The following is a 15,267-nucleotide window of genomic DNA, read 5'->3' as shown; positions in this document are numbered from 1 at the left end:
GCTCCGCAAAGACGTGTTCAAGGCGCAACCGGCGCCTTCGTCCCCGAGGCCCGTTTCAACCTACCACACCTGCGGGTCGGGACAAAGTTCGCGAAGCGTGACCATGTCACGGTTGTCCGCCGTCGGCCGAGGCCCGCCGGTCGGGCGGGCACGCCTCGTCGCAACGGCAAACGGGCGGCAAAACGCCTGCGTCAGCCCGCCTGCGCGGCCGGGGTGCGGATCTCGCGCGGCAGGATGATCGCGGCGGCGATCGCCAGCAGGCAGAGCGCCGCGAACGCGCGCAGCATCATCGAGAAGCCACCCTGGTCGTACAGCCAGGCCACCAGGCCGACGGACGCGCCGGCCGCGGTGAAGCCGACGAAATAGCGCACCGCATAGGCGCGCGAGCGCCATTCCTCGGTGGTGTACTTGCCGACCATGGCATCGTTCACCGTGACCTGGCCGAACGCGCCCATCACGATGCCGATCGAGACCACGATCAGCGGCAGGTTGTTTAGGCTCGCCGCCAGATAAAGGAACGGCGCCAGCAGGAACGACAGCGGCAGCGCCACCGTCTTCAGCGAATATCTGTCGAGCAGCTTGCCGATGGTGTACTGCGTCATCGCGCCGAACACATAGACCCCGGCCGCGATCACGCCGAGCAGCGCCGGGCTCTTGGTCAGGTCGGCGAGCCGTTCGGCGAACAGCTTCGGCAGCGCCACGGTCACCGCGTTGAAGGTGGTGGAGATCGCGATCACCACGATCAGCAGCGACAGCACCACCCGCCACATGTCCTCCTTGGCGACCCGCACCTGCGCTGCGGCCTGCCTGGAGCCCTTGCGGTCCTCATGCACCACCGTCATCGCAAAGGCGATGCCGATCAGCACGGTGACCGTGCCGGGCACGATGAAGGCCCAGCGCCAGCCGAGATACTGGCCGATCACGCCGGTCACCAGCGCCGACGAGGCGACGCCGAGATTGCCCCAGACGCCGTTGATCCCCATCTGGGCGCCGAGCTTCTCGGCATAGGACACGATCATCGCGGTGCCGACCGGATGGTAGATCGAGGCGAAGACGCCGATCGCCAGCAGCGCGGCGCCGAGCTGCAGCGGCGTCTGCACGAAGCCGACCGAGATCATCGACAGGCCGATGCCGACAAAGAAGATCACCATCATGTGGCGGCGGCTCCAGCGGTCGCCGAGCCAGCCGGTGATCAGCGAGCCGGCGCCGAAGGCGATGAAGCCCGGGGTCGCATAGGGCAGCAGTTCCGAATAGGCCATGCCGAGCGCCGGGCCCATGATAATGACGGCGGCGGCGAAGATCAGCATCGCGTAGTGATCGATGAAATGGGCGGCGTTGACGAAGGTGATCACCCGGCTTGGACTGTTGCTAGGACTGTTCATCGGCACGTCTCTCACGCGATTCTTCAATTGCTCGAAAATAGGTTATAGGTGCTTGTCCTGACGGGATGTCGCCAATGACTATCGCTGAGCCGCCAATAAGAGCCCTCCACCAGGACCGGCGCGTCACCGGGGACGGCGTGCATCTGGTGGCGCGCACCTACCGCAAGGGCGTCCGGCTCGACCCGCACATGCACCGCGAGGCACAGCTGGTCTATGCCGCCAGCGGCACCATGCAGGTGACGACGCCGAAGGGGCGCTGGCTGGTGCCGCCGGACCGCGCGGTGTGGGTCCCTGCCCTGCTCCCGCACGCGATCGACGTGCTTGCCGACATCGAGATGCGCACGCTGTATTTCGACCAGGCCTGGCTCGCGCGCGAAAAGCGCAGTGACAGCCTCGACCACGAATTCGTGGTGCGGGTGTCGCCGCTGGTGCACCAGGCGATCCTCGCGCTGTTCGACGCCTCATGCGGACGCGAGCGCACCGATCTGTTGATCCGCCTCGTGATGCTGGAGCTGCACCAGGCCGAGGACTCCGCGACCTTCATCCCGTTGCCGCAGGAGCCGCGCTGCCGCCGCGCCGCCGACCTCGTGCTGGCCGATCCGACGCAGGACCACGACATCGATGCGCTGGCGCGCACCGTCGGCACCTCGGCGCGGACGCTGTCGCGGCTGTTCTCGGCGGAAACGCAGCTCTCGTTCAAGAGCTGGTGCCAGCGCGCCCGCATCGCGGCCGCGATCGAGCGCCTGTCGAGCAGCGCGAATGTTTCGGTCAAGCAGGTCGCCTCCGACCTCGGCTATGCCAGCGTACCGGCATTTTCCCACGCGTTCCGCCAGGTTACCGGCAAGACACCGACCGCGTTCGCGGAGAAAACGTGCGAGAAAACGTGAACCGGGTTTGTCACCGGGCGCAGCGACGACGAATTATACCGCTGTCGCGCTGCGACATATTTCCGTACGATCCATGCGCTTGATTGCTGTGCTCCCGACCTTAAATCCCGTGTAAGGTCCGGCTTCATTGGATACGACCTGCTGGATACGACCTGCTCATGGCCAATGCCTTCTTCTCCGATCTGCTCTCGACGATTTCCGAACGCGGCCGCGTCCTGCTCGGCCGCGCCAGCCCGGCCAACGACAAGCAGGATGCGTCCGAACTGCTGGAATTGTGCGAAGCACTGCTGTCCGGCCGCGGCGAAGCCTCCGGCACCGCGATGGCGCGCGAAGTACTCGACCGCTACCACCACCTCGATGCCGCCGGACGGCTGTCGTTCTTCCAGACGCTGGCCCGCGATTTCGGCCCCGATCACGCCAAGCTGGCGCAGGCGATCGAAAGCTGGCGCGCCAAAGCCAATGGCGACGACGCCAGCGACCTGCATTTCGCCTCCGAGCCGCGCCGCCAGGAATTGATCCGCCGGCTCAATCGCGCGCCGGGCGGCACTGGCGAGCTGGTGTCGATCCGCTCGGATCTGCTTTCATTGATGAAGGGCAACAAGGACCTTGCCGCGCTCGATCGCGACGTGGTGCATCTGCTCTCGTCCTGGTTCAACAGGGGATTCCTCGTGCTGCGCAGGATAGACTGGTCGTCTCCGGCCAATATTCTGGAGAAGATCATCCGTTATGAGGCGGTGCACGAGATCCGCGATTGGGACGATCTGCGCCGCCGCATCGATCCGATCGATCGCCGCTGTTACGCCTTCTTCCATCCGGCGCTGGCCGACGAGCCGCTGATCTTCGTCGAGGTCGCGCTCACGGAAGCCATCCCGGGCGCAATCGCGCCGCTGCTGGCCGAAGAGCGCGAGCCGGTGCCGGTCGAGCGCGCCCGCACCGCAGTGTTCTATTCAATCTCCAACACCCAGCGCGGCCTTGGCGGCATCTCCTTCGGCAGCTTCCTGATCAAGCAGGTGGTCGAGGAGCTGCGCCGCGAATTGCCGAAGCTCGACAACTTCGTGACTCTGTCGCCGGTGCCGGGCTTCATGCAGTGGGTCAAGCAGGCCGACGACGTGCCGCTCACAGAGGAGGACCGCCAGCTGCTGGAAAGCCTCGGCAAGCCCGACTGGTTCGAGAACGCCGAGCTCGCCACCCAGCTGCGCGCCGTGCTGGAGCCGCTTGCCGCCTACTATTTCCTGAAGGCGCGCACGCCGAAGGGACGACTGATCGATTCGGTCGCGCGCTTCCATCTCGGCAACGGCGCACGCTTGGAGCGGATCAACTGGCTCGGCGACCTCTCACCCAAGGGCCTGCGCGAATCCGCCGGCATCATGGTCAACTACCTCTACCGCCTCGACGACATCGAGAAGAACCACGAAGCCTACGCCAACAATGGCGAGGTGATCGCCTCGAGCGCGGTGAAGAAGCTGTTGAAGGGCGAAGGCCGGCGGCTGCTGGACATGCGGTTGGGGTAGGACGCCGCTCTATCCACGTCATTGCAACGACGACTGGGAGCGCTCGCATTCCAACACCGTCATCCCCGCGCAATGGCTTCGCCATTGTCGCTGGAGGTGCGAGCGGAGCGAGCCTCGAAGGATGCACGGCCCGGCCGGTGGCCGTCGATCCTTCGAGACGCCGCTTTGCGGCTCCTCAGGATGACGGGGCGACAGCAATGACGTCCCAGCATTCATCATGGCCGCCGCCTAGAACCTCGCCCGCGCCATCAGCCGCACCGTCCGCCCCTGTCCCGGCGAGATATTGTTGTTGCCGTCGGCCGACGCCCAATAGCCCTTGTCAAAAATGTTCTCGACGTTGAGCTGGGCGCTCCAGGTCTCGTCGATCTTGGCATAGATCGCCGCATCGAAGCGCACGAAGCCCGGCAGGCGCACCGTGTCGTCGGACGAGGCGAAGGAATCGCCGAAATAGATCACGCCGAGCGCGGCCGCCCACATCGGCGTGAACTGATACTTGTTCCACCAGGCAAACTGATTGTACGGCACCAGCTGGACGCGGTTGCCGGGTACGACGGTCGCCGAGGTCGCGCCGGTGATCTTCGCGTCGGTGTAGGCATAGGCCAGCGACGACTGCCACTGCTCGGTGACATAGCCGGTCAGGCTCGCCTCGACGCCTCGCGTGAGCGTGCTGCCGGAGGGAAAGAAGAAGCCGGGATTGTTGCCGTCGGCGATCGGCTGGTTGGTGCGGTTCAGATTGTAGACCGCGGTCGAGAACAGCAGCTTCGGATTGATGTTCCACTTCATGCCGAGCTCGACATTCTCGAAGCGCTGCGGCTGCAGGATCAGGGTGCCGTCGTTCAGCGCGCTGAACTGGTCGCCCGAGGCCGGCAGGAACGAGACGCTGTAGGCGGTATAGACCGACATCGAATCGATCGGCTTGATGATCAGGGCGCCCTGCGGCGACACCAGATTGTCGACGCGATTGCGATTGATGTTGGTGTTCATGTCGGTGGCCGACATGTCGTAGCGATCGAACCGCGCGCCGGCGATGATCTGCACGGCGCGCGAAATCTCGATGGTGTCCCTGAGATAGCCGGACTGGATGTTCAGCGCGTAGCGGCTGTTCGAATCGGGCGTGGTGACGCCGTCGCTATTGGTGCCGGTGAGGTGGTGAAGAAACGTCACCGGGCCGAAATAGGTCGGCGCGAACGGGTTCTGCACGATGGTGTTGGTTCCGTTCGGGAACACGCCGGTGTTACGGATATCGACGCCGGTCTGCCGGCCGAACTCGGTGCCGAAGCCGACCGTGTGGAACAGCGGCCCGGTCCAGGTCTTGTAGGTGAAATCGGTCTGGTTGAAGACATTGTCGCGGTTCGTCGTGTGCTGATAGGCGCCGAGGTTGACCGCGGTGTCGGCGGGATTGACCGCGCCGGCGAGCGGGCCGCCGGTCGGATAGACGTTCTGATAGAATTTCTGGTAGTCGGCGGCGATGGTGCCGTTGCGCACCGTCAGCCCGTTCTCGAAATCGTGCTCGATGATGGCCATGCCGGTCTGCACCGTCGCCTGCGCAGTGTTCAGGCTTGGGCTGCCGAAGAAGGTCGAGAAGTCGCCGTTCGGCGCGAACGGCGTGGTCGGGTTGAAGCGGGTCGCGCCGCCCGGCAGACCCTGCGAGGGATTGCCGCGATCGGCGGTGCGCTCGTCGTGAAAGTACTCGTAGCTCAGTTTGATTTTGGTGTTGTCGTCGGGCTTCAGCGTCACCGTCGGATTGATGCCGTAGCGCTCCAGATGATTGAAATCGCGGAAGGCGTCGGCCCCCTCGTAGAACACGTTGAGCCTTGCTGCGACGTTGTCGTTGATCGCCTGTCCGGCATCGAGGCTGACGCGGCGATCGCCCCACGAGCCGGTTTGCGCCGTCGCCTCGTAGACGCGGTTGCCGTCGGCTTCCTTCAGCGTGCGGTTGAGCAGGCCGCCACCAGCGCCGCGGCCGAAGGTCAGCGCGCTCGGCCCCTTCAGCACCTCGATGCTCTGGGCGTTGTACATGTCGCGGAAATACTGCACGTCGTCACGAAAGCCGTTGACGAAGAAGTTGGCGCTGGAATCGACGCCGCGGATCACGAGCTCGTCGCGATTGCCCTCGCCCTGATGCACGGCAACGCCGGGGACATAGCGGGTGACGTCAGTGAGGCCCTGATAGTTCTGGTCGCGGATCTGCTCCCGCGTGATCACGTTGAGCGATTGCGGGATGTTGACGATCGCGGTGTTAGTCCTGGTCGCAACCGACGTACTGTTGGCGAAATAGCCCGACGTGCCGGTGCGGGCGTCCTGCGATTCCGCGAAGGGTTTTGCCGCCGTCGCGGGCGCGATCCGCCGTGCCGTCTGGGTGCGGCGGCCTCGTGCTGCGGTGGTGCTACGCGACGTCGACGGCGCGCTGCGGCGGCGTTGCGTGGCCGGCGGGGTGACCGTCACCGGCGGCAGCGGCGAGGCGTCGGCCGGCGCCGGCGCCGATTGCGCCTGTGCGGCAGATGTAGCGAGCGGAACGCTCAGCGCGAGATAGCTCGCCGAGAGCAGCGCAAGCAAGACAGTGCGACGATGGGCTTGTGTTCTTGATGTCATGACGTCGTCCCCAAGCAACTCTCGCCTTCGCTGAAGGCGATACGCCGTCCTCTAGGGAGGTGAGGCGCTGTGCGTCCAGACGACGGGCGCGGGAAAATTTTTGCGTGACGACGGAATAAATTCGCGACGAATGGACGCGGATACACCTCGCGGCGAGCGCAGGGTCGGAAAAGTCAAGGATGCGAATGGTTTCTGTTGGCTTCCGGATTTGCGCCTGGAAACGAAGAGCGGCGCTTGCGCGCCGCACTTCTTGTAGCGATTCCAGATTGTAGCGGTTCTAAAACGATCAGGACGTCGCGGTCACGCGGTTGCGGACCGCGGCCGCAACCCCGCCGGCAGATGCGCATCGATCCAGCCGGTGATCGCACGCTCGTTGCGATGGTAGAGCAGGCCTGCGGCGATCACGGCAATGCCGATCAGCGACAGCGAGAACGGAAACCACAGCGAGTCCTTGAAGACGACGTCGGCGAGATGGCCGAGATAGAGGCAGATTCCGAACGCGCCGAACACCGCATAGGCGCGCCGCATCAAAATCACGGCGATCACGATCAGGCCGACATTGAGCAGGCAGTACACCGCCTTGCTCAATTCGGTTGAGCCTTCGGACGCGCTAATTCCGCCCCAGAACGCCATCAGGCCGAACAGATGCAGCCAGAACGCAAAGTCGCCGTTGCGGCTGCGATAGTCCACGATCCACGCGACCGCGAGCACGGCAAGCCCGAACCAGATCGACACCCTGCGGCGCATCTCGAAATCGGCGTGAGCCACGCCGCTCAACCACGGCGCCAGGTCCATCGACATGAACCACAGCGCGACCGAGATGATCGCGACGATGAAGGCGAAGCGGTAGTAGCGCAGCGCCACGACGCCGGCGGCGACGGTCGCGATCTCCATGAAGATCCAGCTGCCCTTCACCCAGACGTAGAAGTCCTGCACGGTTCCCGGCTTGCCGAACTTGCCCCACCAGCCAAGCTCGTCCTGGATGCCGTAGACCGCGAGCGGCGCCATCGAGACCGCGATCGCGATCAGCAGGCCGCCGGGAACCCGCAGATTCTTGTCGTGCCAGAGGTGGTGACCCGCCACGCTGAACCCGACCGCATAGGCGATCGCGCATGCCGTGAGCGCGCGGCCGCCCATCTGGGTGAAGGCCAGGGTCGAGAACAGGCCCATGGCACCGATCACGATGAGCGCGCCGGCGTACCAGAGCACATGCGCGGCATCGAATTTGGCGGCGGGACTTGCATCGCCCGCCGGCCCCTGCCCGGCGCTGCTCGCCAGGAAAGCGAGCAACCGTTCCAGATCGGCGGGGCTGATCACTCCGGCATTGGCGGCGTCCCGGAGATCCTTGGCTGAATATGGCATACGGCTATCCTCACGGCCGGTTTTTGCGCCTGCTCCCGATCATCCGGGACAAAGACGCCCTGTTCTCATGAGTATATCCGGAAATGAGCAACGTTCAATAATTTCTTGAGCATTGCTCACATTATTTTGCGAGCAAGCTCATGCCCACCCCGCGCCCAGCGGATCGGCACTCGCGGGCCGGACTTAGTCCGCCAGCGCCTTCATCTCCTTGTAGAGATCGGATTTGCCCTCGAAGCCGATGCCCGGAAGGTCGGGCATCACGATGTGGCCACCCTCGACGCGCACGCCATCCGGGAACCCGCCATAGGGCTGGAACAGGTCGGGGTAGCTCTCATTGCCGCCGAGGCCGAGGCCGGCCGCGATGTTGAGCGACATCTGGTGGCCGCCATGCGGAATGCAGCGGCTCGGCGACCAGCCGTGGGTCTTCAGCACCTCGAGCGTGCGCTGATACTCGCAGAGCCCGTAGGACAGCGCGCAATCGAATTGCAGCCAGTCGCGGTCCGGCCGCATGCCGCCGTAGCGGATCAGGTTCCGCGCATCCTGGTGGCTGAACAGGTTCTCGCCGGTCGCCATCGAGCCGGGATAGAACTCGGCCAGCGCGGCTTGCAGCGCGTAGTCGAGCGGGTCGCCGGCCTCCTCGTACCAGAACAGCGGATACTCACGCAACATCTTGGCGTAGGCGATCGCGGTTTCCAGATCGAAGCGGCCGTTGGCGTCGACCGCAAGCTGCGCCGCGCTGCCAATCTCCTTCAGCACCGCCTCGATGCGCTCGCGGTCCTCGCCAAGCGACGCGCCGCCGATCTTCATCTTCACGACGTTGTAGCCGCGGTCGAGATAGCCACGCATCTCCTTGCGCAGCGCGCCGAGGTCCTTGCCAGGATAGTAGTAGCCGCCGGCTGCGTAGACGAAGACGCGCGGATTGGCTGATAGCCCGTGGCGCTCGGCGAGCAGCCGGAACAGCGGCTTGCCCGCGATCTTCGCCACCGCGTCCCACACCGCCATGTCGATGGTGCCGACCGCGACCGAGCGCTCGCCATGGCCGCCCGGCTTCTCGTTCGACATCAGCGTCGACCAGACCTTGTCCGGATCGAGATTGCCGCCATCGGCATCGAGCAGCGATTTCGGATCGGCTTCCTTGAGGCGCGGCGCAAAGCGCTCGCGGATCAGACCGCCCTGCCCGTAACGGCCGTTGGAATTGAAGCCGTAACCGACCACCCGCTTGCCGTCGCGCACCACGTCGGTGACCACGGCCACCAGGCTCGAGGTCATCTTCGTGAAGTCGATATAGGCGTTGCGGATCGGCGAGGAGATCGGTTTTGTGATTTCGCGGACGTCGACGATGCGGACGGACATGGCGCTGCTTTCGCAATTTGTTAGGCACGTCATTCCGGGGCGATGCGAAGCATCGAACCCGGAATCTCGAGATTCCGGGTCTGGTCCTTCGGACCATCCCGGAATGACGGTTGCTACGTCTTGTCCCGGAAATACGGCTCGACCGGCCCGTGCACCTTGATGGTCAGCGGATTGCCGTAACGGTCCTTGGCGTTACCCGCGGTGACGCGGACCCAGCCTTCGCTGATGCAGTACTCCTCGACATTGGTCTTCTCGACACCCTTGAATCGGATGCCGACATCGCGGGCGAGAATATCCGCATTGTAGTACGGGCTGTTCGGATCGACCGAGAGGCGGTCGGGGAATTGGTCGTTGGTGTCGTTGTCGTCGCTCATAGCAGCGCCTCGATATCCTTCCTCAATCCTTCGGGCCGGGCGGTCGGCGCATGCCGCGCCACGACCTTGCCGGCGCGATCGACCAGGAACTTGGTGAAGTTCCATTTGATCGCGGGCCCGAGCAGGCCCGACTTCTCACGTTTCAGGTGTTCGTACAATGGATGCGCACCTGAGCCATTGACGTCGATCTTGGCGAACATCGGAAACGTCACGGCGTAGTTGGTCTCGCAGAACGCGGCGATCTGCTTCGCATCGCCCGGCTCCTGCGCGCCGAACTGGTTGCAGGGGAAGCCGAGCACGGCAAAGCCGCGCGCCGAGAGGCCGGCGTGCAGCTCCTGCAGGCCCTTGTATTGCGGCGTGAACCCGCAGGCGCTCGCCGTGTTCACGATCAGCAGCACCTGGCCCTCGAACCGCTGCAGCGGCACGTCGTCGCCGGCGAGCGACTTGGCGGTGAAATCGTAAACGGTCGCCATCTCAACTGACCGGATCGATCGGAGACGACGGCGTGCCACCGGCCTCGACCGCTTCACCAGCGGCAAGGCAGAGATCCTCGCGGTAGCGTCCGGCCACCAGTTGCACGCCGACCGGAATCCGTCCGACGAGACCGGTGGAGACGACGAGCCCGGGAAGCCCCATGAACGGGATCGCGATCTGCGGCAGCTGCGCGTGCCACACCCGCGCGAACGACGCCTCGTCCTTGCGGTCGAGATGGTCGGGGAACGGTAGCTCGCCGGACACCGGCATCAGCAGCACCGGATATTTCTCGAAGAAGGCGAACCATTCGCGCGTCAGGGTCGCGCGGCGGGTCAGTGCCTGCGACAGGTCGAACGGATGCACCCGGGCGCGGACGCCGCGCAGGCAGGCCAGTGCGCCGGGATCGCCCTCGCGCTCGGCGAAGGCGAGCTGGGCCTCATAGCCGTCGCCGAGCCAGAGCCGGGTCTGGATTTCGGCCGCCTCGCGCAAGGACGGCGTGTTTGCAACTTCCTCGACGATCCAGCCGGCCTTCTGCAAGCGCTTGCCGGCGTCGGCCACCGCGGCGATCACTTCCGGCACCGGATCGAGACCATCCGGATTGAGGCACATCGCAACGCGCTTCTCGCGCGGCGGACCCTCAAGCGGCACCGGCGCATACCAGGGATCGCGATAGTCCGGCGCCGACATCGCCGCGAGCGAAATGCGCAGATCGTTGACGGTGCGCGCCAGCGGGCCCGACACCGCGCTGATCTGCGGGCCGATCGGCCGCTCCGGCAAAGCCGAATTGAAGGCCGGGATGCGGCCCATGCTTGGCCGCAGGCCGTGCACGCCGCAGGCATAGGCCGGATAGCGCACCGAGCCGGCGATATCGGTGCCGTGCGCGATGTGGCCGATGCCGGCCGCGACCGCGGAGCCCGCGCCGCCGGACGAGCCGCCCGGGGTGATGCCGGGATCGCGCGGGTTCTTGGTGTCGCCGTGAATGAGGTTTGTGGTGAACCAGCGGTAGGAGACCGCCGGACAATTGGTGCGGCCGAGCAGCACCGCGCCGGCCTTGCGCAGATTGGCGACCACCGGGTTGTCGACCTTGGCGATGACATCGCGCTGCGCCTTCAGCCCGTTGGTGGTGGCGTAGCCCTCCTGGTCGACATTGACCTTGATGGTAACGGGTACGCCGGCGAGCGGCCCGACCGCCTCGCCGCGCGCGATGGCCGCATCGATCTTGGCCGCCTGCGCCAGCACGTCGTCCGGCCGGTGATCGACCACCGCGTTGAGCTTCGGGTTGACCGCGTCGAGCCGGGCGAGCCCGGCCTCCGCTGCCTCCTTCGCCGACACCTTCTTCGATCTGATGAGGCTGGCGAGCTCGGCCGCCGACAGACGCCAAATATCCTGCATGTGCAACTCCGTGTGACGCTGCGTTTTAGCGCCGCGCGGAGAACATGGCCAGCGGTCCGCCGCCTGATGTTTCAGCGGACATGCGCGATGTAATAGGCAAGGTCGCCGATCTGCTCCTTGGTGACCGTTTGCATCACGTCGGCCATGGTGGCGTCATAGCCATGGCGGCTGTTGTCCTTGTATTCGGCCAGCGTCTTGGCGAGGTAGTCCTCGCGCTGGTTGGCGATGCGCGGGACATTCTCCTTGCCGGAGAAATCGGTGTTGTGGCAGCTGTTGCAGCGGTTCTGCTGCGCCAGCGCCTGGCCCCGCGCCATCCGCGCCGGATCGCCGGCGTCAGCGGGCGGCGTGGGCTTCGGCAGGGTCGCGATGAAATCCGAGAAGCTGCGCAAATCGTCGTCGGTCAGCGGCTTCGCCATCTCGTTCATCGGGTCGAACACCCGCAGCTTCTCGCGGAACATGAAGAGCTGGATCAGCGCATAGGGCGCCGTCTGGCCGCCAAGCGACGGCGTGTTCTCGGTCTCCGACGTGCCATGCTCGCCATGGCAGGCAAAGCACGCCGCGGCGCGCTCCTGGATGGTCTCGGCATTTGCGGAAAGAGCGGATGCAAACAGGAGCACAGGGATCATGAACTTACGCATCGGCTGCTCCTGACTTTCAGTGTCATTCCGGGGCGCCCGAAGGGCGAACCCGGAATCTCGAGATTCCGGGTCTGGTGCTGTCGCACCAGCCCGGAATGACGTTGGTGGTTGTTACTGATTGGCGACCTTCGGCTTGCCGTAGCTGACGCGATAGACCGCGCCGTTCCAGTCGTCGGAGACCAGCAGCGAGCCGTCCTTCAGCAGCATCACGTCGACCGGGCGGCCGACATACTTGTTGTCTTCGAGGAAGCCGGTCAGGAACGGCTCCATCGACTTCACGGTGCCGTCCTTGTTCAGCCTGACGGCGACCACGTCACCACCCTGCTTCTGCGACTTGTTCCAGGAGCCGTGACGCGCGACGAAGATCACGTTCTTGTAGGTCTTCGGGAACATGCTGCCGGTGTAGAAGCGCATGCCGAGCGACGCGGTATGCGGGCCCATCAGGCCGACCGGCGCGGTGTAGTCCTTGCAGGTCTTGCCCCAGCCGAGCTCCTGGTCGATGATGTTGCCCTGGTAGCAGTACGGCGCGCCGAAATCCTCGCCCGCCTTGGTGATGCGGTTGAGCTCGTCTTCCGGCACCGTCTCCGACAGCCAATCGCGGCCGTTGTCGGTGAAGTACATCTGCTTGTTCTCGGGATTCCAGTCGAAGCCGACCGTGTTGCGCACGCCGAGCGCGTAGACCTCGGCGCCGGAGCCATCGAGATTCATGCGGCGGATCTGGCCGTGGTCGGCATCATGCAGCACGTTGTTGCCGGGCTGTCCGACCGGAACATAAAGCTTGTTGTCGGGACCGACGGCGATGAACTTCCAGCCATGCGCCTCGTCCTTCGGCAGCTTGTCGTAGATGACGGTGGGCTTCGGCGGGTTATCCAGATTGTCCTCGATCTTGTCGATCTTGGAGACCTTCGAGAGTTCGGCGATGTAGAGCGTGCCGTCCTTGAAGGCGACGCCGTTCGGACGATAGAGGCCGGAGGCGATCACCTTGACCGAGCGCTTGCCGTCCTTGTTGACGATCGCATAGACCTTGTCGACGAGGCGGCTGCCGACGAACACCGTGCCCTTGTCGCCGAGCGCCAGCGAGCGCGCATTGGCCATGCCGGCCGCATAGACCTCGACATTGAAGCCGGCCGGCGCCTTGAGCTTGGCGAGCGGCAGCTTGTCGGGCGCGGACGGCAGCGGCGGCGGCGCCACCGGCGCGAGCTTGGCGGCGGCTTCATTGTCCGGACGCCCGATCAAGGGCGAGCCAGGCGGCAGCGGCTGGGCGGCGGGGGCGGCACCTGCCGCCGGCGCGGCCGGCTGTTGCGCCGCAGCAGAGAGCGTGAACGCCCCGAGCATGGCCCCCGCGAGCAGCAAGCTGCGCGGTGCGAACGAGTGTTTTTTCATGAAGATCTCCCCTGGGTGGAAGCCGTTGTTGATTGCGCCATTGACGTCACGCGGCGCGGTTCGGCTTTCCGTTCATAGTCTTGCGAATTTGTCCGGACAATTGCAATCGGAAACATGCTGGCATCGGCCAACGCATGGTTGTGGCCGCGCGGCGGGCCAGCGCGCGTCAGTGCCTTGTCATCGAATGGTCCGGGCGATCGAGAATCGCCTCGGTGAATGGAAACTCCAGCACGACCTCGCCCTCGTCGTCGGTCACCTCGATCACGGCGCTGAGCAGCGCGCCATCGGCGCCCTCGGTCTTGAGCAGTTCGCGAATCATCGCCCGCGCCATTTCCCACGCACGATCGGGGTCCCGCAGGATTTCGCCGTCGGGATCGGAGATCAGCTCGTCACCGATACGGGTGTTGAAGAAATAGCGTGGCATCGGCTGAACTCGGCTCGGTTAGTCGCCTCCCGTCACAGGGAAGCATGGATCGCCACCGGGACCTTCGGAGGACCGCGGGCTGCTGTTTACTTATTCCAACATCACCATTCACCGTGTGGCGAACAACAGGAAAAAGGTCTGATGCCACGGGCTTTTGACGGGAAACGCGCGCACAAATTTGTGAGTGGGTAAGATTTGCTTGCCGCAGTGCAGCATGCCCTTCGAGGCGGCACCTTACAGAAAATTTAACTGGCGAACTTTTCCAACCACAGTAGTTTACTCTGCAGGGCGGAAAGTTCGTCCGGTTGCAACAAGGAGAGCCAAATGGCCTGGAAAGCACCGAAGATCGTCGAAGTGTCGGTCGGCATGGAAATCAACATGTATATGTGCGCAACCCGCAAGTAAGCGGCAGCGCCCTCTACACGTTTAGCGTTTTAGCGCAGGTGGACATCCGGGCGTAACGCGCTCCCGAGCAAGGGAGTGTGTTTCAAATCCGGGGTCCACCTCGTAACGTTTCTGGGTCCAACAAACTTCTCCAGGGCCAAGCTTCTCCAGGGGACGGATCATGCTTCGTGTCGTCGTCCTGGGTGCCGCGGCGGGTGGCGGCGTTCCGCAGTGGAACTGCGGCTGTGCCGTCTGCAGGACGGCGCGAAGCGACCATCCCGAGCTGCAGAGCACGCAAGCCTCGATCGCCGTCAGCGGCGATGGCGTGCACTGGTTCCTGGTCAATGCATCCCCGGATCTGCGCCAGCAGTTGATTGCCACGCCACAGCTGCATCCGAAGCACGGCGCACTGCGCCATAGCCCGATCGCGGGCGTCATCCTCACCAATGGCGAGATCGACGCGGTCGCCGGGCTATTGTCGATGCGCGAGGGTTCGCCGTTCACGATCTACGCGCATGAGCGGGTGCTTGCGATCCTGCGTTCGAACAGCATCTTCAACGTGCTCAGCGACAAGAACGTCGAGCGCCGGCCGATCGCGGTCGACCAGGCCTTCGAACCGGCCCTGCCCGACGGATCGCCGTCCGGGCTCGAGGTGCTGCCGTTTGAGGTTCCCGGCAAGGGCGCGTGGTATCTTGAGGGCAAGGCGCATCCGGCGGGCGCCGACGGCGTCGGCGATACGCTCGGCCTGCGTATTGCGGACCGGCGCAGCGGCAAATATTTCTATTTCCTGGCCGCCTGCGCACGGGTGACTGACGACCTGAAATCGCGGCTCAAGGGCGCCCCGCTGGTGTTTTTCGACGGCACGGTGTGGCGCGACGACGAACTGATCGCGGCGGGCCTTGGCAACAAGACCGGCCAGGGCATGGGCCATATCGCGATGTCGGGCGATCAGGGTGCGATCGAAAGCCTCGCCGGGCTCGACATCGGACGAAAAGTGTTTTTGCATATCAACAACTCCAACCCGGCGCTGCTTGGGACCTCGGCCGAACGCAAGGCGGCCGAACAGGCGGGCTGGCAGATTCCCTCCGACGGAACGGAGATCGTGCTGTGA

General features: G+C 64.7%; 14 protein-coding genes. 4 read left to right on the top strand and 10 right to left on the bottom strand.

What is annotated here, in order from left to right; genetic code table 11:
- Positions 1-191: 191 nt before the first annotated feature.
- Complete coding sequence (locus tag ACVIYL_RS20010; protein WP_253607465.1) at positions 192-1,382, bottom strand: MFS transporter; 1,191 nt, start codon at positions 1,380-1,382, stop codon at positions 192-194.
- Positions 1,383-1,456: 74 nt separating this feature from the next.
- Between ACVIYL_RS20010 and ACVIYL_RS20005 the strand changes: the two genes are divergently transcribed.
- Both ACVIYL_RS20005 and ACVIYL_RS20000 read left to right on the top strand, forming a co-directional pair.
- Complete coding sequence (locus ACVIYL_RS20005; protein ID WP_310883474.1) at positions 1,457-2,269, top strand: AraC family transcriptional regulator; 813 nt, start codon at positions 1,457-1,459, stop codon at positions 2,267-2,269.
- Between the two features lie 158 nt (positions 2,270-2,427).
- Complete coding sequence (locus ACVIYL_RS20000; RefSeq protein WP_057014905.1) at positions 2,428-3,780, top strand: malonyl-CoA decarboxylase; 1,353 nt, start codon at positions 2,428-2,430, stop codon at positions 3,778-3,780.
- Between the two features lie 228 nt (positions 3,781-4,008).
- Here ACVIYL_RS20000 and ACVIYL_RS19995 read toward each other — a convergent pair whose 3' ends face one another.
- The 9 genes from ACVIYL_RS19995 to ACVIYL_RS19955 all read right to left on the bottom strand — a co-directional run bounded on the left by ACVIYL_RS19995 (position 4,009) and on the right by ACVIYL_RS19955 (position 13,772).
- Complete coding sequence (locus tag ACVIYL_RS19995) at positions 4,009-6,372, bottom strand: TonB-dependent receptor (protein ID WP_456779547.1); 2,364 nt, start codon at positions 6,370-6,372, stop codon at positions 4,009-4,011.
- A gap of 300 nt (positions 6,373-6,672) precedes the next feature.
- Positions 6,673-7,734, bottom strand: a complete 1,062-nt coding sequence (locus tag ACVIYL_RS19990; protein WP_310882996.1) for a hypothetical protein — start codon at positions 7,732-7,734, stop codon at positions 6,673-6,675.
- Positions 7,735-7,917: 183 nt separating this feature from the next.
- Positions 7,918-9,087, bottom strand: coding sequence for a mandelate racemase/muconate lactonizing enzyme family protein (locus ACVIYL_RS19985; protein ID WP_456779546.1), 1,170 nt, complete (start codon positions 9,085-9,087; stop codon positions 7,918-7,920).
- A gap of 113 nt (positions 9,088-9,200) precedes the next feature.
- Complete coding sequence (locus tag ACVIYL_RS19980) at positions 9,201-9,461, bottom strand: DUF3297 family protein (protein WP_253625786.1); 261 nt, start codon at positions 9,459-9,461, stop codon at positions 9,201-9,203.
- Entirely contained in the window at positions 9,458-9,934 is a 477-nt protein-coding gene (locus ACVIYL_RS19975) for a glutathione peroxidase (RefSeq protein ID WP_168856944.1), read from the bottom strand. The genes ACVIYL_RS19980 and ACVIYL_RS19975 overlap by 4 nt, the downstream gene beginning before the upstream one ends.
- A gap of 1 nt (position 9,935) precedes the next feature.
- A complete protein-coding gene (locus tag ACVIYL_RS19970; RefSeq protein WP_456779545.1) occupies positions 9,936-11,327 on the bottom strand; it encodes an amidase family protein in 1,392 nt (463 codons plus the stop codon).
- 71 nt (positions 11,328-11,398) lie between these two features.
- Positions 11,399-11,965: a c-type cytochrome gene (locus tag ACVIYL_RS19965; protein ID WP_253625784.1), complete on the bottom strand. Its 567-nt coding sequence runs from the start codon at positions 11,963-11,965 to the stop codon at positions 11,399-11,401.
- Positions 11,966-12,076: 111 nt separating this feature from the next.
- Entirely contained in the window at positions 12,077-13,348 is a 1,272-nt protein-coding gene (locus ACVIYL_RS19960; protein WP_156436013.1) for a PQQ-dependent sugar dehydrogenase, read from the bottom strand.
- A 166-nt stretch (positions 13,349-13,514) separates the two neighbouring features.
- On the bottom strand, positions 13,515-13,772 hold the full coding sequence (locus ACVIYL_RS19955; RefSeq protein ID WP_310882993.1) for a DUF6894 family protein: 258 nt from the start codon (positions 13,770-13,772) through the stop codon (positions 13,515-13,517).
- Positions 13,773-14,096: 324 nt separating this feature from the next.
- On the opposite strand from ACVIYL_RS19955, the gene pqqA reads away from it, so the two are divergent.
- Both pqqA and pqqB read left to right on the top strand, forming a co-directional pair.
- Positions 14,097-14,177: a pyrroloquinoline quinone precursor peptide PqqA gene (gene pqqA / locus ACVIYL_RS19950; protein WP_035635412.1), complete on the top strand. Its 81-nt coding sequence runs from the start codon at positions 14,097-14,099 to the stop codon at positions 14,175-14,177.
- A 160-nt stretch (positions 14,178-14,337) separates the two neighbouring features.
- On the top strand, positions 14,338-15,267 hold the full coding sequence (gene pqqB, locus ACVIYL_RS19945) for a pyrroloquinoline quinone biosynthesis protein PqqB (RefSeq protein ID WP_310882992.1): 930 nt from the start codon (positions 14,338-14,340) through the stop codon (positions 15,265-15,267).

It is taken from the genome of Bradyrhizobium sp. USDA 3315, from assembly GCF_054056795.1.
This window is presented reverse-complemented; position numbering and strand designations above follow the sequence as displayed.